A 17,136-nucleotide genomic window follows, 5' to 3' on the forward strand; every position below is an offset into this window, starting at 1 on the left:
GCGGGACGCGGCCCGCCCGATACCGCACTGCGGCATTCCGCTCTAACCTGCTGGCGGAATCGGAGGATGGGGCATGTACGACCTGGCCATCCGGGGCGGCACGGCCGTCCTGGGGAATGCGGTGGTCCGCTGCGACATCGGCATCTCCGGCGGCCGGATCGCCGCGGTCGCGGAGCGGATCGAGGACGCGGCGCAGGTGATACCGGCGGATGGGTTGCTGGTGCTGCCCGGTGGCGTCGACACGCATTGCCATATCGAGGAGCCGCTGCCCGAGGGCGGCGTGCAGGAGGAGAGCTGGGAGAGCGCGTCCCGCTCGGCCTTCGCGGGCGGGACGACGACGGTCGTCGCGCATACGCCCCAGTTCAAGGGCGGTGGGTTGCTGGAGCAGCACCGGGCGGCGCGGGAGCGTGCGGCGCGCGGGATGCTGGACCACGGCTTCCACCAGATCGTGGCCGATCCGTCCGAGGCCGCGATGGCGGAGGTGCCGGCGCTGGTGGCGGATGGGGTGGGAAGCCTCAAGGCCTTCCTGACCTATGATTCGCTGCATCTGGACGATGCCGGCTTCCTGACGGTGCTACAGGCCGCGCGGCAACATGGGCTGATGGTGCATGTGCATTGCGAGAACTTCGACGCCATCCGGCTCGCGACGCGCACGCTGATCGCGGCGGGGTGCACGGCGCCGAAGTACCATGCCGTGTCGCGTCCGCCGGTGGTGGAGCGGGAGGCGACGCATCGCGCCATCGCGCTGGCGGAGCTGGTGGGGCAGCCGATCCAGATCTTCCATGTCTCCTGCGCGGAGGTTGCGGAGGAGGTGGCGCGTGCCAAGGCGCGCGGCGTGAATGTGAGCGCGGAGACCTGCCCACAATATGTGACGCTGACCGCCGACGATATGGACCGGCCGGGTTTCGAGGGTGCGAAGTTCATGTGCAGCCCGGCGCCGCGAGGCGTGGAGGAGCATGGGCGGGTGTGGAACATGATCCGCCAGGGCGTGCTGGATGTGGTGACCTCCGACCATTGCGGGTTTTCCTTCGGGGGTGACCGCGGCAAGGCGAAGCACGGGCGGGATGCGCCCTTCGACGTGATCCCGAACGGAATTCCGGGGCTGGCGGCGCGGCTGCCGATCATGTTCTCGGAAGGTGTCTCCAAGGCGCGGATCGACCTGCCGACCTTCGTGAAGCTGGTGGCGGAGAATCCGGCGAAGGTCGCGGGGCTATATCCGCGCAAGGGGGAGATCGCGGTGGGAAGCGACGCCGACCTGGTGCTGTGGGATGCCGGTCGGCGGGTGACGATCACCAATGCACTGATGCAGCACGCCATCGACTACACGCCCTATGAGGGCATGGTGGTGACGGGTTGGCCCAGCGCGACCATCCGCCGGGGCGAGGTGGTGATGCGGGACGGGGCGGTGCTGGCACGGCCGGGCAGCGGGCAGTGGCTGCCACGGGGGCCCGGCGCGTCCCGGTGAGGCTGGCGGGCTCGCGGCGGCGGGGCGGTTCCTGGGCCAGCCCCCTCGCGGGGTGGCACGCCGCGCGCTAGAGCATCACCTACTCAGCTTTCGATGCGCCGCAACAAGGGGTTCCGCATGTCCGTTCCCGATCAGCGTTCCTGGGATTTCTGGGTGGATCGGGGCGGGACCTTCACCGATGTGATCGGTCGGGATCCGCAGGGGCGGCTGCATGCGCGGAAGGTGCTGTCGGAGAATCCAGGCGCCTATCGGGATGCGGCGGTGCATGGAATCCGGCTGCATCTCGGGCTGGCGGCGGGAGCGCCCATCCCATCGGGCGCGGTGGGTGAGGTGCGGATGGGCACGACCGTCGCCACCAATGCGCTGCTGGAGCGGAAGGGCGAGCGGACGGCGCTGATCACCACCTGCGGCTTCCGCGATGCGCTGGCGATCGGGCACCAGGCGCGGCGGGACATCTTCGCGCGGCGGGTGGTGAAGCCGGAGCTGCTCTATGCGCGGGTGGAGGAGATCGGCGAGCGCGTGCGGGCCGACGGGACCGTGGAGGCGGCGCTGGACGAGGCTGCGCTACGTGCGGTGCTGGAGGGGCTGAGGGCGGATGGGTTCCGCTCCCTGGCCATCGTGTTCCTGCATTCCTGGAAGCATCCGGCGCATGAGGCTGCCGCCGCCGCCATGGCGCGGGAAATGGGCTTCGCGCAGGTATCGGCCAGCCATGAGGTCGGGCCGCTGATCAAGCTGGTGGGGCGTGGGGATACCACCGTTGTCGATGCCTATCTGTCGCCGGTGCTGCGGCGCTATGTGGCGCAGGTGGAGGAGGAGCTGGACGTCGCGCGCACGGGCGCGCGGGTGATGTTCATGACCTCGGCGGGCGGTTTGACGGCGGCGTCGCTGTTCCAGGGGCGGGATGCGATCCTGTCGGGGCCGGCGGGCGGCGTGGTGGCGCTGGCGCGGACGGGGGCGGAAGCCGGGTTCGAGCGGGTGATCGGCTTCGACATGGGCGGCACCTCCACCGATGTCGCGCATTACGCCGGGCAGTTCGAGCGGGCGCTGGAGACGGAAGTGGCGGGCGTGCGGATGCGCGCGCCGATGATGCTGGTGCACACGGTGGCGGCCGGTGGCGGGAGCATCGTGCGCTATCGGGATGGGCGGCTGCGGGTGGGGCCGGAAAGCGCGGGAGCCGATCCCGGGCCGGCCTGCTACCGGCGCGGCGGTCCGCTGACGGTGACGGATTGCAATGTGATGACCGGCAAGCTGGTGCCGGACCTGTTTCCCGCGATCTTCGGGCCGAAGCAGGATCAGCCGCTGGATGTGGATGCGGTGCGCTCGGGTTTCGCCGCGCTGGCGGAGGAGATTGGCGGCGGGCGTTCGCCGGAATCCGTGGCGGATGGCGCGCTGCGCATTGCCGTCGCGGGGATGGCGGAGGCGATCAAGACCATCTCCGTGCAGCGTGGCTATGACATCACGAAATATGTGCTGAATGCGTTCGGCGGCGCCTCCGGGCAGCATGCGTGCCTGGTGGCGGATGCGCTGGCGATGACGCGGGTGCTGATCCATCCCTTCTCGGGGCTGCTTTCCGCCTATGGGATGGGGCTGGCGGATATCCGCGCCGTGCGGCAGCGAACGCTCGACCGGCCGCTGGTGGATGCGTCGCTCGGCGAGGTAGCCGCGGCGCTCGGGACACTGGCAGATGAGGCGCGGAGCGAGGTGCTGGGGCAGGGCGTGGCGGGGAGTGCGCTGTCCACGCGCATCGCGCTGCAGCTTCGCTATGCCGGAACGGACACGCCGCTGGAGGTGCCGGCGCTGGATCTGGCGGGGCAGGCGGATGTGGTGGCGGCTGCGGGCGGATTGCGCGCGGCGGGGCTGCGCGAAGCCTTCGAAGCGGCACATCTGGCGCGCTTCGGCTTCACCGATCCGTCGCGGGATGTGGTGATCGAGGCGGCGCTCGCCGAGGCCGCGGGCGGTGGGGCTTCGGCGCCGGAGCCCGTCACGGCCGCGGAGGATGGGACCGCGCCGGAGGCGCTGCGGCACACGCGGATCTTCTCTGGCGGCGCCTGGCATGACGCGGCGGTGTACCGGCGCGAGGTGATGCGGCCCGGGCAGGCCATTGCGGGGCCGGCGCTGATCATCGAGCCGAACCAGACGGTGGTGGTGGAGCCGGGATGGTCCGTGTCGCTGACAGCGGCGGACCACCTAGTGCTGGACCGGGTGGAGGTGCTGCAGCGTGGGACCGCCATCGGCACCGAGGCCGATCCGGTGATGCTGGAGATCTTCAACAACCTGTTCCGCTCCATCGCGGAGCAGATGGGCGTCGCGCTGCAGAACACTGCGAGTTCCGTGAACATCAAGGAGCGGCTCGACTTCTCCTGCGCGGTGTTCGATGCGGAGGGCGGGCTGGTTTCCAATGCGCCGCATATCCCGGTGCATCTGGGTTCGATGGATGGCAGCGTGGGGAGCGTGATCCGCGCCAACCCCAACCCGCGGCCGGGCGATGTATGGGCGCTGAACGCGCCGTATAACGGCGGAACGCATCTGCCCGATATCACTGTCTGCACGCCGGTGTTCGGTGCGGATGGGAAGGTAATGTTCTGGGTGGCGTCGCGCGGGCATCACGCGGATGTCGGCGGGACGGCGCCGGGTTCGATGTCGCCGGATGCGACGACGATCGAGCAGGAAGGTGTGTATATCGACAACCTCCTGCTCGTGGAGCAGGGGCGGTTCCGCGAGGGTGCGGCGCTGGGGCTGCTGACGGGCGCGAAGTACCCGGCGCGCAACCCGCCGCAGAACATCGCGGACCTCAAGGCGCAGGTGGCGGCGAATGCGCGTGGCACGGCGGAGCTGCTGCGCGCCGTGGAGAATTTCGGCGCGGATGTCGTGCACGCCTATATGTCGCATGTGCAGGACAACGCGGCGGAGAGCGTGCGCCGCGTGCTGGACCGGCTGCCGGAGGAGGCATCCTTCGACTATGCGATGGATTCCGGGCGGCGGGTGCGCGTGAGGATCAGCGTGGACCGCCGTGCGCGGGAGGCGGTGGTGGATTTCACCGGAACCTCACCGCAGCAGCCGGACAACTTCAATGCGCCGAAGCCGGTGACGCGGGCGGCGGTGCTCTATGCCTTCCGGCTGCTGGTGGATTCCGATATTCCGATGAATGCAGGCTGCCTGCGGCCGATCCGTATCCTGGTGCCGGAGGCCTCGATGCTGGCGCCGCAATGGCCGGCGGCAGTGGTGGCGGGGAATGTGGAGGTTTCGCAGGCGGTGACGAGTGCGCTGCTCGCTGCCGTGGGCACGCTGGCGCCGGCGCAGAGCACCATGAACAATCTCACCTTCGGGAATGAGACCTACCAGTATTACGAGACGATCTGCTCCGGTGCGTCGGCCGGCGAGGGCTTCGATGGGGCGCCGGGCGTGCAGACTCATATGACCAACTCACGGCTGACCGATCCGGAAATCCTGGAAACGCGCTTTCCGGTGGTGCTGGAGGAATTCTCCATCCGCATCGGGTCCGGCGGGAAGGGGAAGTGGAACGCGGGCGACGGCACGCGGCGCACCATCCGCTTCCTGGAGGACATGGAGGTGGCCATCCTGGCCGGGCATCGCGAAGTGCCGCCACCGGGGCTCTTTGGGGGTGAGCCGGGAGAAATGGGGCAGAACCTCGTGCGGCGGCTGGATGGGAGCGAGGAGGTCCTGCCGGGATGCGCGAAGTCCGCGCTGCGGGCGGGAGAGGCGGTGACAATCGTCACGCCGACTGGCGGCGGGTATGGGCCTGTGGCGGAGCGTGCCGCCTGAGCAACGGCCGCTGTTGTTTTGGTGGCCCCCGGAGGCTCTGCCTCCGGACCTCCGCCTGGATGGCGGCGGCCACCCCGGACCCCGCGTTCAGTTTTTCAGGGGAAGGATGTCGGCTGTGGCGCCGCAGGCAGATTTTTCAGGTGGCTCGGGCTGAAAGATCGGTCGCCTGAGGTCATAGACCTCAGGCGCACCAACAGATCGCGGGGCCCGGGAAGCCCGTCGGCTCCCCGGCGGAAGGTGTGGGAGGCCGCGCCTCCCAGAGGCCGCCGCGACAACAGATCGGATCATGCGCGCCGGTGTCAGGCGATGGGTCCCGCCACCTCCTGACCGTTCTGCATCACGCCTTGCCTCGTGGAGGCGCCTTCTATTCAGCCGCCATCATGGCGGGACGTGCCTCTGGCATGGCGGGTCCCATCCCATGGCGGTGCAGCCAGGACATGACGTGGAAGACGGCCTTGAAGGAGAGGATCGGCAGCACCGCGCGTGGATCACCGAAGCGGCCGCCGGCAAGGTTGCCGGCGAGCATGTTGATGATGCCGTCCCGCATCCAAAGCGTGTTCTTCGGCGCCATGAAGAGGCTACGCATCACCGGGTCGTTGATGCGGTAGATGAGCCAGCCGATGCGGTCCATGGCGCGGGCGAGTTCCTGGTTCGTCGCGCGGCAGGCGGCGGCGCCGCGCACCGGGTCCTCCAGCCAGAGGTCGGCGGCCTGGGCGCCGAGTTCGCCAGCGGTCATGGCCATCAGCACGCCCGTCGAGAACATCGGGTCCACGAAGCCGAAGGCGTCGCCGATCATCAGATAGCCTTCGCCGGAGCCCGAGGTGGCGCGGTAGGAGTAATTGGCGGTGCTATAGATCTCCGAGGTCATCTCAGCGTTGCGGGTGCGGGCGGAGACGGTGGGGCTGCTGGCGATGCGTTGGAGAAAGAGTTCCTTCGCGCTGCCCTTGCGGCCCTTCCAGGCGGATTGGTTGCCGACGAAGCCGATGCTCATCACATCGCCCGGTAGCGGAATGAGCCAGAACCAGCCGTCCTCGGCGAGGTGGATGGAGATGTAGCCGTCCAGCTCACCTTCGCGCCGCTCCACGCCGGTGAAGTGCGCATACATGGCGGCGGTGTTGTTGTGCTTGTTCGATTCCTTCAGGCGCAGCTTGCCGGCGAGGAAGGTGTCGCGGCCGGAGGCGTCCAGTACGAAGCGAGGGCGGAAGGTGAGGTCCACGCCTTCCTTGGTGCGCGCCTTGACCGTCGCGCGTTCGCCGCTGGCACCGAAGGTGATGTCGGTGACGCGGGTTTCCTCGAGCGTCCTGGCGCCGAGGCGGTCGGCATTGGCGAAGAGGGCGGCATCGAAATCCGAGCGGCGGACCTGCCAGGAATGGGTGCGGGCCTTGTTCAGCGCCTGGGCGAAGGGAAAGGCGCAGGAGCGACCGGTGCGGTCAGAGACGAATTCGGCGCCTGGCTTGTGCACGCCCATGTCCCGGACCGCCTCGAGCATGCCGAGGCGCTCCAGGATGTCGAGGTTCCGCGGGAGCAGGCTTTCGCCGATGTGGAAGCGCGGATGCGCCTCCTTCTCGATCAGCACCACGTCCCGGCCGGCCTTGGCCAGCAGGGCGGCGGCGGTGGAGCCGGCGGGTCCGCCGCCGACGACGAGGACATCGGGTGAGGCGCTCTGTTCCATGAGGGGAAGATTTCCGCCCCGGGCGGGGACGGGTCAAGCGGTTCGTCAGATCATCCCCGGCTCGCGGATGGGGGAGCCGTCGATCAGGCGATCGAGCTTGAAGGGCGTGGGGTCCACGATGGGGGGCGTGCCCAGAATCAGGTCGGCCGCGAGGCGGCCGGCGCCGGGGCCGATGCCGAAGCCATGGCCGCTATAGCCGGTGGAGAGGAAAAGGCCCGGCAGGGCGTCTATCGGGGCGATCACGGGGACGGCGTCCGGGGTGGAATCGATCCAGCCGCCCCAGGTGGCCGCCGCCTTCGTGCCGGCGAGGGCGGGCCAGGACTTCGCCAGCTGGGCGAGGCCGGGACCCTCGACTCCGGGGCTCGGCGCGGGATCGAGGACGCGCATGTCCTCACGCTCGAACATGGTGGGGCGGTCGAAGGACCAGTTACCCGCCCAGGCGTCCGGGCCACGAAAGAAAGACCTTCCGGCGCCGAAGGAGACGCTGTTCCAGCGGCTGATGAGGGTGGGCCAGAACTTGCGGGCGTGGCGGATGCCGTTGGGCGTGACCTCGATCCGGCCGCGGTTGTTGGCGGCGACGATGTAGCCGCCATTGGCGCGGCGGCCGATGGTGATGTCAGGCGTGTTGATGCCGCCTTCCGTCACCGAGGGCGCGGGCTCGGTGAGGAAGACGGTGGAGCGTACGCTGGTCTGCGGCAGGTCCACGCCGTGACGGCGGAGGAACATGGAGGACCAGGCGCCGCCGGCGAGCAGGACTGACGCGGCGCGGATGGTGCCGCGCTCGGTGACGACGCCGCTGACGCGGCCGGCGGTGATGTCCAGCCCGCGCACGGCGCAGCGCTGGTGGATGGTGGCGCCGAGGCGGCGGGCGGCTTCGGCGAGGGCGGGGACCGCCTTGAACGGATTGGCCATGCCGTCCCGCGGGGAGGCGACGCCGCCGATCCAGGCGCCGTCATTGCCGGGGGTGGCGGCGCGGGCTTCGGCGGCGGTGAGCATCCGGCTATGGGCCTGGTATTGCCGGGCCATGGACACCCAGGATTCCCACTTGGCCATGTCGGCCTGGCTGCGGGTGACATAGACGAGGCCGGTGCGGCGGAAGCCGTAATCGGCGCCGGTTTCGGCGGCGAGGTTGGCCCAGATCTCCACGCTGCGTTGGACGAGGGGGATTTCGCGCTCATCGCGGTTCTGCACGCGGCACCAGCCCCAGTTGCGGCTGGATTGCTCGGCGGCGATGGCGCCCTTTTCCAGGATGGCGACGCGGCGTCCGGCCTTGGCGAGGAAATAAGCGGCGGCCACCCCGGCAATGCCGCCGCCGATCACGGCGACATCCACCTCCGCCGGAAGCGCGGCGTCGTCCTGCACGCGGTCGATGGGGGGGATGGCCATGATTGGGACTCCGGGGAAACCAGAATCATGGCCCACCCTTCCTGGCGGGCAAAGCCGCCGGGCTTCGCTCAGGCTAGCGGCAGCGCCGCGACCTCACCCACGATGCGGTTGTTGCTGTCCAGCACTGGCGCCTCCACCGCTCGCGCCAGCTCGGCCGCGCGGTCGGGCGGGAGGAGGCCGAGGCGGCCGAGCACGGTGGAGAAGACCGCCATCTTCCCGCGCGAGGCGCCGTCCAGGATCTTCACGGCGATGCCGAGGCCGCGCTCCGGCACGAAGCCGATGACGAAGCCTTCCGCGCCCTCCTTCAGCACGACTCGGCCTTCGGTGGCGGCGACGATCTTCGAGGTGGGACGGTTGCGGCCGGAGACATGGTCCGGGTGCTCGCGCAGGGCGGCGAGGAGGCGGCGGATGGCGGCCTCGCGCTTCAGGTCGGAGACGGCGAGGGCGGCGTAGCGGGCCGCGGCGCGGGCGGCATCCGTCATGGTCAGGGCAAGGGCGGGAAGGCCGCATCCATCGGTGCCGCGCGGCAGGGCCGTGGCGTCATGGCCGATGAGTTCGGACAGGCCGGCAAGCCAGTGTTGCTGGGCGGGATGGTCAGGGCGTTCGTAGCCATCCGGCGTGCCGAAGGCCTGGGCGGCGGCGAGGAAGCCGCAATGCTTGCCCGAGCAGTTGTGGAAGGCGCGGCGCTTGCCGCCGGCGCGCACCGCATCGGCCATGTCGCCTTCGCCCATGGGGAGCGCGGGGCCGCAGACCAGGACGGATTCGGGGCGGCCCATCCGGGCGAGCCAGGTTTCCACCATGGCGACCTGGAAGGGCTCGGCGCGGTGGGAGGCGCAGGCGAGGGCGAGATGGGCGGAATCGAGCCCGTCGGCCGCGCCGCTTTCCACCAGGGAAAGCGCCTGGAAGGGCTTGAGGGAGGAGCGGGGGAAGGTGAGGAGGTCCGCGTCGCCCCAGGCATGGAGCAGGCGGCCATCGGCATCGGCCACCACGGCGACGCCATGGTGGAGGCTTTCGGTCACGCCGTTGCGGCGGATCTCGACCATCGGGTTGGGGAGGTTCATGCGCGGCTTCTCCGCCAGAGCAGCGCCGGGAGGCGCCAGAGGAAGCCGAACACCAGCCTCGTGTGCATGCCGGTGAGCAGCAGGTTGTCGCGGCCGTAACGGAAGTGGGAGACGCCGCCCTCGGCGGGGGCGAAGTAGCGCACGGCGGCGGGGATGTTGCAGGCAGGCACGCCGCGCCAGGCGAGGCGGACGGCGGCCTCGGCGTCGAAGTCGTAGCGGCGCATGAACTGGGTGCGGCGCATCACTTCGAGCAGCGGGGCGATGGGGTAGATGCGGAAGCCGTAGAGGCTATCGGCGATCGGCTCGCCACCGCGGGTGCACCAGAGGGTTTCCAGGCCGGTCCACCAGTTGGAGATCCGACGGCCGCGTACGCGGAGCCTCGGGGCCTCGGGGCCGAAGACGGGGGTGCCGAGGATCATTGCCTCCGGATGGGCGGCGGAGGCGGACATGAAGTCGGCGATGCGGTCGGCGGGGTGCTGGCCATCGGCATCCATGGCGAGGGCATGGGTGAAGCCGGCGCTGGCCGCGGCTTCGAAGGCGTCATGCAGGGCGGCGCCCTTGCCGCCGTTGGACGGGCGCTCGATCAGGCGGAAGCCGGGATCCTGAATGGCACGGAGCGGTGCGGCGGATCCGTCGGTGCTGCCATCCACCACCACCCAGACCACGGGCCAGGCGGCGCGCGCGGCCGCCACAGTCTCCGCAAGGCGCGGGCCGGTGTTGTAGCTGGGGATGACGACGAGATGAGTGCGGCTCAACGCAGCGCCTTCCCCAGGGCGGCGGCATATCGCGGGCGCAGGTTCGCGGCGAAGGCTTCGGCGGAGCCCTGGACGGTCACGCGCTCGCCCAGCCAGGCGCGGTAGTGCAGCGGGAAGTCGGGGCGGCGCCAGATCGGCCAGCCCTTCCCGAGATAGCGGGTGTTGCTCTCGATGAAGACGGGCTGCACCGGGACGCCGGCACGTCGGGCGATGAGGGCGAAGCCCGGGTGGAAAGGGCCGATGCAGCCATCGGAGGATCGCGTGCCTTCCGGGAAGACGAGGAGGTTGGCGCCGGCCCGCAGCTCCTCGGCCGCGCGGCGGATGACCGGGAGGCCGGCATCATTGGGAATGTAGCCCGCCATTCGCGCGCCGCCGAGAGCCGGTTTCCGCTCCAGCCCCGCCTTCATGATGCAGACGGCATCGGGCAGGTGGGAGGCGACCAGCATCACGTCGATGAGGGAAAGGTGGTTGGGCGCCACCACCAGGCCGCGCGCCTCGCGCAGCGGCTCCAGGGCCGTGAGGTCCAGCCGGACGAGGTCCGCGTGCTGCATGAGGCGGAGCAGGAAGCGGAAGCCGGCGCTGATGGCCCGACGGCCGATGGGGCGGCCGAGACGCGGTGGAAGGACAAAGGAGAGGGGGAAGGCGAGGAGGGACCAGCCAAGGAAGACACCACCGAGGGCCGCCAGCACCCCGTAGAAGGCCAGCGTGTCCCGCATGCGGCGGGGCCGGTCGGCCCTGGACAGGGGGGGGCGGCCCGGCGGGGCGGCTGAATGCGGCGTCGGCAATGAGTCCCCTCTCCGGCCGGGCGGACCGCCGCGGGGCCCGGCTCCGTTCTGTTTGAGGGAAGATAGCGGCAATGCCGGGGCGGCCCTACCCCTCCAGCGCCAGCACCGCGAAAGATGCGAGCCAGTGCTCGCCCATGTAGTCGCCGGCGACATGAGGCAGGCCGGCATCGAGATGGCGGGCGGCGGCGGCCTCCATCGGGGCGCGGCGCGGGTCCTGCGCCGGCAGGGCGGCGGCCAGGCGGCGCCAGCACCAGGCGCGGGAGAGGTTCAGCCCGTCCAGATGGGCGATCTTGCCGTCGCTGCGGTCAGAGACGGTCGCGGGAATGAAAAGGGTGGCGGGTTCGCCTTGCGCAATGCGCGGGAAGAAGGCGGCGAACCAGGGGGCGAAATCCTCTGGCGGGAGGAGGCGGGCCATGCAGGCGGCCTCGATAAGCGCGGAGGAGAGGAAATCGTCGCCGCTGGGTTCCCCCCAGGCGGGGCAGTCGCGGTCCGCGCCGTACCAGCGGAGGGCGGTGGTGCGGAGGAGGGGGAGGTCCTCCGCCATGTGGTCGGCGGCCATGAGGAGGCCGAAGGCGGTGTTGGGATGGGTGCCGACGCGCACCGGATAGGTGGCGATGGGCAGGAAGGCGCGGAAGCGTTGCGCGAAGGCGCTTGCGAGCGGGGCGAGGGTGCGGGCCCAGGGTTCCTCCTCATGGCGGGCGAGTTCGGCGGCCAGCGCCAGAAGCCAGCCCCAGCCATAGGGGCGCTCGAAGCCGCGCGTGCCTGGGGCCTGGAGATAGGCGGTTTCGGCGGCCACTGCCTCGGGCGTCAGGCGGCGGTGGAAGAGGGCGCGGATGGCCTGGGCGGGCGCCATGTCAGGAAAGCGGCGCAGTAGGCGAACCAGCATCCAGTAGCCATGGACGCAGGAATGCCAGTCGTAACTGCCGAAGAAGACGGGATGCAGGGCAGCGGGGGTGCGGGCGTCCTCCGGACCGTTCAGCACGTGGCCGGGCTTGTTCGGATACTCGCGCTCCACATGGCCGAGGGCGATGGCCGCGAGGCGGGCGGCGAGGGGCTCGGTAAGGCTGGGGAGGGAGCTGCTCATCGACTCAACTTTCAGTGCGGATCGGGTCGGACTCGGGGCGGCGAGGGGACGTTCGAGCCAGCAGGGCATGGGGTTCCGGCGCCTGCAAGGGTGGGTGTGATTCCGGGGGCGAAAACACCATATGGTAGGTGGTGATGAAACTCAGCACGAGATATGGTGTTCACCGGGCCGATTCGCGGGGCCCGGACGCGAGACGCCGCCGGAAATCCGGCGGGCGAACTGCGCCATACCGAGTCCGACATGGAGCGTGCCGAATGGACGGCTATCACCCTCATCCCGACGCCATGCCCGCTTTCCGGCGGGTGCGGGCGCTGCCGGGCCAGGCCTTCGGCGAGGCACCCCTTCCGGAGCGAGCGTTGGACGAGGGGATGGGCGTGGCGGTGGGCCGCCGCACCGTTTTCCGGCCGGAGGATGGCGAGGATTTCGGGCGCGTGGCCGACCGGGTCGCGGCGGGGAACATGAGCCTCGCGCCGGTGGCGGACGCCGTGGAGCAGGCGCGGCTGCGCAATGCCATCGCGACGGGGGCGCTGCTGACCTCCGGCCGCCATCTGCAGCATGGCGACGCCGCGCAGGCAGGGCGGAACATGGAGGTGTTCACCAATTGCGCGACGGCGATCGCCTCCTTCGCCGAGTTTTATCTGCTGCTGAACGGCTCCGGCGTCGGCCGGGCCTATGACGACGAGCTGTCCCTGGTGGATTGGGGGCAGGCGCCGGCGCTGATGCTGTATCTCGATCCATCCCATGCGGATTACCCGCGCGGCCGGGATGGGCTGCGGCGCTTCGGGATCGAGCTGGGAATCCTGCCCTGGGGCACGGATGAGGCCGGCTTCGATGCGGGTGCCGAGGCGCGGGTGCGGGAGTTCCTGTCGGCCGAGCTGCTGGCGGACCTGTCCGCCGCCCCGGCCGGGGCGGTGATGCACCGGGTCGAGGACAGCCGCGAGGGCTGGGCCAAGGCCGTCGAGCGGCTGGAATCCATGGCTTTCGAGGGCGCGCGGGACGGGGTGCTGGTGGTGGACCTGTCCGCCGTGCGCCCAGCGGGGAGCCCGATCAAGGGCATGCAGGGGCGGCCGTCCTCGGGGCCGGTTTCGCTGCTGCGCGGGTTGATGAACATCCGCCGCCATGTGCTGGTGCCGGCGCGGGAGCGCGATCCGGCGGGCGAGGCGTTGCAGCCCTGGGAGCAGGCGCTGCTGGTGGACCATTACCTCTCCGTCGAGGTGCAGGTGGGCGGGGCGCGGCGTGCGGCGCGCATGGCCACCAAGTCCTGGCGCGATGCCGGCGTGCTGCGCTTCGTGCGTGCCAAGTCCGAGGGTGGCCTGTGGACGGCGAATAACTCGGTGATGGTGGATGCGGAGTTCTGGGCCCGGGTGCGGGCGCCCGAGGGCGAGGCCGATGCGCTGACCGCCCATGCCAAGGCGGTCTTCGCCGAGGTAACGCGCTGTGCCTACATCAATGGCGAGCCCGGCTTTATCAATGGCGACCGGCTGGAAGACCAGCGGACCGGCAGTGCCTGGGAAAAGCCCGTGCATGACGATGGGCGGGATTTCCGCAGCGAGCGGTACCAGGTGGACCATGCGGCGGGGCTGCTGGCCGAGGCCTCGCGCCGCGCTTCGACCTCGCGCTTTCCGGTGACGACCAATCCCTGCGGCGAGATCACGCTGCATGTGACGGGCGGCTATTGCGTGATCGCGGATTTCGCGCCGCTGCTGGCCTGCCCGCTGGATCTGGAGAGCTTCACGCCGGGCGAGGTGCCCGCGGATGCGGCCGCGCTGTGGGATGCGCGGGTAGAGGACAGCGTGCGCCTGGGCGTGCGCTTCCTGATCCGGGCCAACCGGATGGATGCGCTCTATGGCGAGGAGGTCGCGCGGACCAACCGCATCGGCATCGGGCCGACAGGGCTGCATGAATGGGCCTGGATGCGCTTTGGCCTGGGCTTTCACGACTTGCTGGACGAGGCGAAGTCCGGCGCCTTCTGGGCGGCGCTGGACCGGCTTTCGTCGCTGGCCAAGGAGGAGGCGGATGCCTATTCCGCCAGCCTCGGCATGGCGCGACCGGTGACGGTGACGACGGTGAAGCCGGCCGGAACCACGAGCAAGCTGTTCGGCCTGACCGAGGGCGCGCATCTGCCCGCACGCCGGCAGTATCTGCGCTGGGTGCAGTTCAAGGGCGGGAAGGACGAGCAGACGGGCCGGTGGCTGTCCGATTCCGATCCTCTGCTGGCCGAGTACGAGGCGCGGGGCTATCCGATCCGCACGCTGCGGAGCTTTCCGGGGATGAGCATCGTGGGCTTCCCGACCGTGCCGCTGGCGCTGCGGCTGGGGCTTGGCTCGAAGCTGGTGACGGCACCGGAGGCGAGCCCGGGCGAGCAATATGCCTGGCTGCGGCTGCTGGAGCGGCATTGGATCGGCGAGGCCCAGGGCAACCAGGTGAGCTACACGCTGAAGGTCTTCACCGACCAGGTGGACCTGGAATCCTTCCGCGCCATTATGCGGGAGGAGCAGCCGCGGGTGCGGTGCTGCTCGGTGCTGCCGAGCCGGCCGGATTCGGAACTGGGCTACGAGTACCTGCCGGAAGAGGAGGTTTCCGCCGGCAAGTTCGCCGCCATCGTGGAAGGCATCAGCGACCGCGCCGTGCAGGAGGCGGTGGATTGGGCCCATCTGCAATGCGCCAGCGGCGTCTGCCCGATCTGAAGCAGCCCCGACGCTTTACTCGAGGAAAAGATGGAGGTCCGGGGAATTCCTTTCCCCCGGCCTTTCTTCTTCTCCCCTGTCGGTGATCGCCCCCGCCGCTATCGGCCCCCGCCGCTCGGGCCTACATCCCGCCCATGCCCTTCCGCTTCCTTGAGTCCTTCGTCGACCCCATCGCCCCGCCCGGGGCGCGGGCCGCGAAGCTCCTGGGCGCGCCGGTGCCTGAGGCACCGCCGCCGCGGAGCCTGACCGGCTTCTATTGGCATTTCGCGCGGCAGGCGCGGGCGCTGGTGGTGGCGCTGTTCGTCACCGGCTTCCTGGTGGCGGTGCTGGACAGCCTGATCCCGGTGTTCATCGGGCAGGTGGTGGCGCTGCTGGGGCAGCATGCGCCGGAGGCGCTCTGGGCAGAGGCCGGGGGCAGCCTGCTGCTCATGGGCGGGGTGCTGCTGGTGCTGCGGCCGGCTGCGATCCTGGCGCAGAACCTGGTGACGAATCAGGGGATCAACCCCGGCTTCACCAGCCTGATCCGCTGGCAGGCGCACCGGCTGGTCTCGCGCCAGGGCTGGGCCTTCTTCCAGGAGGATTTCGCGGGGCGCATCGCCAACCGGGTGATGCAGGCGGGGCCGGCGCTGCGGGAATCGGTGGTCCAGACGATCACCGCTGTTTGGTACATCCTGGTCTACGGGTCGAGCGCGGTGGTGTGGCTGGGCAGCGCGGACTGGCGGCTGATGCTGCCGATCCTCGTGTGGTTCGTGGCCTATGCGGCCCTGCTACGCTTCGTGGTGCCGCAGATGCGGGACCGGTCCCGCGCCGCCTCCGAGCAGCGGAGCCTGCTGACCGGGCGGATCGTGGATGCCTATACCAACATCCTGTCGATCAAGCTGTTCGCCCGCGCTGAGCGGGAGGATGCCTTCGTGCAGGAGGGGGTGCAGGGGCTCACCCGGGCCTTCCAGCGGCAGTCGCGGATGGTGACGCTGAACGCGGTGCTGCTGTCCTCGCTCAATGCGCTGCTGCTTGTGGGGATGGCGACGGCTTCCATCGGGCTGTGGATGCGGGGCGAGGTGGGGGTGGCGACGGTGGCCACCGCCATGCCGATGGCCTGGCAGATCGCCAACATGTCCGGCTGGGTGGCCTTCAACGTGGCCGGGATCTTCGAGAATATCGGGGTGGTGCAGGAGGCGATGCGGAGCATTGCCGTGGAGCCCACCGAGCCGGACCCGCCGGGCGCGCGGCCGCTGGTGGTGTCGCGCGGGGCGATCCGCTTCGAGGGGGTGCGCTTCGGCTATGGGCGCAAGGACAGCGCCGTGCTGGACGGGTTCGACCTGGAGGTGGCGCCCGGGGAGCGGGTGGGGCTGGTCGGGCATTCCGGGGCCGGCAAGACCACGGCGGTGAACCTGCTGCTGCGCTTCTTCCACCCCGAATCGGGGCGGATCCTGATCGATGGGCAGGACATCGCGGGGGTGACGCAGGAGAGTCTGCGGGCTGCCATCGGACTTGTGACCCAGGATACCGCGCTGCTGCACCGCTCCATCCGCGACAACATCCGCTTCGGCCGCCCGGATGCCTCGGAGGCCGAGGTGGCCGAGGCCGCGCGGCGGGCGGAGGCGGCGGAATTCATCGAGGCGCTGTCCGATTGGCGGGGGCGCGCGGGGTATGACGCCCATGCCGGGGAGCGTGGGGTGAAGCTCTCGGGCGGGCAGCGGCAGCGGGTGGCGATCGCGCGGGTGCTGCTGAAGGATGCGCCCATCCTGGTGCTGGACGAGGCGACCAGCGCCCTGGATTCGGAGGTGGAGGCGGCGATCCAGGAGCAGCTTTCGGCCCTGATGTCCGGGAAGACGGTGATCGCCATCGCCCATCGCCTGTCCACCATCGCGACGCTCGACCGGCTGGTGGTGCTGGAGGCCGGGCGGGTGGCGGAGAGCGGAACCCATGCGGAACTGTTGGCCCGCAACGGTGCTTATGCGCGGCTCTGGGCGCGGCAGTCGGGCGGGTTCATCGGGGCGTGACGGGCACTCGGCCATTGCGGAAAGTGGCCTGAATGACGCAACAGCGGCGAGGATGCGTGTGTTGCGGTGCCGCACGCGCTTGACACCACATGGACGCCAATTTAGGGACCCCCTGCCTTCCGGGGGGGTTAACCGCGGGAGAGCGAAGTGGAACACCGGGACGGCTTCGACGACCGACTGCGGAAGGCCAGGACCCGCCAGGGCCTGGATCCCGAACCTGTCAAGGGGACGGGAGGCCTGCCGACAGGACCGTGGGGAATAGGTTTCCGCGCGGGGGTCGAGGTGGTGTCGGCGCTTGTCGTGGGCGCTGCGATCGGCTTCGGGCTGGATCGCTGGCTCGGGACGTTCCCCTGGCTCTTCCTCGTTTTCTTCGTCGTGGGTGGTGCCGCAGGGGTGCTGAACATCTATCGGCTGTTCAATCCCCGGCCCGGCGCCCGACCGTAGCGACCCGATTG

At 70.1% G+C, this 17,136-nt stretch carries 11 protein-coding genes; 5 read left to right on the forward strand and 6 right to left on the reverse strand.

All coding sequences use genetic code 11. The features are described 5' to 3' along the window. Positions 1-73: 73 nt before the first annotated feature. Positions 74-1,465 carry a dihydropyrimidinase gene (gene hydA / locus GSE44_RS09635; RefSeq protein WP_159348578.1) on the forward strand — a complete coding sequence of 464 codons (1,392 nt, stop codon included), beginning with the start codon at positions 74-76 and terminating at the stop codon, positions 1,463-1,465. Between the two features lie 117 nt (positions 1,466-1,582). After that, positions 1,583-5,248: a hydantoinase B/oxoprolinase family protein gene (locus tag GSE44_RS09640; RefSeq protein WP_159348579.1), complete on the forward strand. Its 3,666-nt coding sequence runs from the start codon at positions 1,583-1,585 to the stop codon at positions 5,246-5,248. A 364-nt stretch (positions 5,249-5,612) separates the two neighbouring features. Here GSE44_RS09640 and GSE44_RS09645 read toward each other — a convergent pair whose 3' ends face one another. The 6 genes from GSE44_RS09645 to GSE44_RS09670 all read right to left on the reverse strand — a co-directional run bounded on the left by GSE44_RS09645 (position 5,613) and on the right by GSE44_RS09670 (position 11,991). Further along, positions 5,613-6,920, reverse strand: coding sequence for an NAD(P)/FAD-dependent oxidoreductase (locus tag GSE44_RS09645; RefSeq protein ID WP_159348580.1), 1,308 nt, complete (start codon positions 6,918-6,920; stop codon positions 5,613-5,615). Positions 6,921-6,965: 45 nt separating this feature from the next. After that, the gene (locus tag GSE44_RS09650; protein WP_159348581.1) at positions 6,966-8,306 is read right to left on the reverse strand and encodes an NAD(P)/FAD-dependent oxidoreductase; all 1,341 of its coding nucleotides are present in this window, start codon (positions 8,304-8,306) and stop codon (positions 6,966-6,968) included. A 68-nt stretch (positions 8,307-8,374) separates the two neighbouring features. Next, entirely contained in the window at positions 8,375-9,367 is a 993-nt protein-coding gene (locus GSE44_RS09655) for an asparaginase (RefSeq protein ID WP_159348582.1), read from the reverse strand. Then, positions 9,364-10,122, reverse strand: a complete 759-nt coding sequence (locus GSE44_RS09660; protein WP_159348583.1) for a glycosyltransferase family 2 protein — start codon at positions 10,120-10,122, stop codon at positions 9,364-9,366. The genes GSE44_RS09655 and GSE44_RS09660 overlap by 4 nt, the downstream gene beginning before the upstream one ends. Then, positions 10,119-10,838, reverse strand: a complete 720-nt coding sequence (locus GSE44_RS09665) for a lysophospholipid acyltransferase family protein (RefSeq protein WP_159348584.1) — start codon at positions 10,836-10,838, stop codon at positions 10,119-10,121. The genes GSE44_RS09660 and GSE44_RS09665 overlap by 4 nt, the downstream gene beginning before the upstream one ends. Before the next feature lie 154 nt (positions 10,839-10,992). Further along, complete coding sequence (locus tag GSE44_RS09670) at positions 10,993-11,991, reverse strand: DUF2891 domain-containing protein (RefSeq protein WP_159348585.1); 999 nt, start codon at positions 11,989-11,991, stop codon at positions 10,993-10,995. A 284-nt stretch (positions 11,992-12,275) separates the two neighbouring features. Between GSE44_RS09670 and GSE44_RS09675 the strand changes: the two genes are divergently transcribed. The 3 genes from GSE44_RS09675 (at position 12,276) to GSE44_RS25655 (ending at position 17,125) form a co-directional block, all read left to right on the forward strand. Then, the gene (locus GSE44_RS09675) at positions 12,276-14,678 is read left to right on the forward strand and encodes a recombinase (RefSeq protein WP_159348616.1); all 2,403 of its coding nucleotides are present in this window, start codon (positions 12,276-12,278) and stop codon (positions 14,676-14,678) included. A 134-nt stretch (positions 14,679-14,812) separates the two neighbouring features. After that, positions 14,813-16,681 carry an ABC transporter ATP-binding protein gene (locus GSE44_RS09680; RefSeq protein WP_159348586.1) on the forward strand — a complete coding sequence of 623 codons (1,869 nt, stop codon included), beginning with the start codon at positions 14,813-14,815 and terminating at the stop codon, positions 16,679-16,681. 258 nt (positions 16,682-16,939) lie between these two features. Next, a complete protein-coding gene (locus tag GSE44_RS25655) occupies positions 16,940-17,125 on the forward strand; it encodes an AtpZ/AtpI family protein (RefSeq protein ID WP_268893640.1) in 186 nt (61 codons plus the stop codon). The last annotated feature ends 11 nt before the right edge of the window (positions 17,126-17,136 follow it).

It is taken from the genome of Muricoccus harenae (assembly GCF_009848505.1).
In the GTDB taxonomy this organism is placed as follows: Bacteria; Pseudomonadota; Alphaproteobacteria; order Acetobacterales; family Acetobacteraceae; genus Roseomonas; species Roseomonas harenae.

Excerpts from the sequence above, each read along its gene's own strand:
- hydA (WP_159348578.1), top strand. The coding sequence starts at position 74 with ATGTACGACCTGGCCATCCGGGGCGGCACGGCCGTCCTGGGGAATGCG.
- GSE44_RS09665 (WP_159348584.1), bottom strand. The coding sequence starts at position 10,838 with ATGCGGGACACGCTGGCCTTCTACGGGGTGCTGGCGGCCCTCGGTGGT.
- GSE44_RS09675 (WP_159348616.1), top strand. The coding sequence starts at position 12,276 with ATGCCCGCTTTCCGGCGGGTGCGGGCGCTGCCGGGCCAGGCCTTCGGC.
- GSE44_RS09650 (WP_159348581.1), bottom strand. The coding sequence starts at position 8,306 with ATGGCCATCCCCCCCATCGACCGCGTGCAGGACGACGCCGCGCTTCCG.
- GSE44_RS09670 (WP_159348585.1), bottom strand. The coding sequence starts at position 11,991 with ATGAGCAGCTCCCTCCCCAGCCTTACCGAGCCCCTCGCCGCCCGCCTC.
- GSE44_RS09645 (WP_159348580.1), bottom strand. The coding sequence starts at position 6,920 with ATGGAACAGAGCGCCTCACCCGATGTCCTCGTCGTCGGCGGCGGACCC.
- GSE44_RS09640 (WP_159348579.1), top strand. The coding sequence starts at position 1,583 with ATGTCCGTTCCCGATCAGCGTTCCTGGGATTTCTGGGTGGATCGGGGC.
- GSE44_RS09655 (WP_159348582.1), bottom strand. The coding sequence starts at position 9,367 with ATGAACCTCCCCAACCCGATGGTCGAGATCCGCCGCAACGGCGTGACC.
- GSE44_RS09680 (WP_159348586.1), top strand. The coding sequence starts at position 14,813 with ATGCCCTTCCGCTTCCTTGAGTCCTTCGTCGACCCCATCGCCCCGCCC.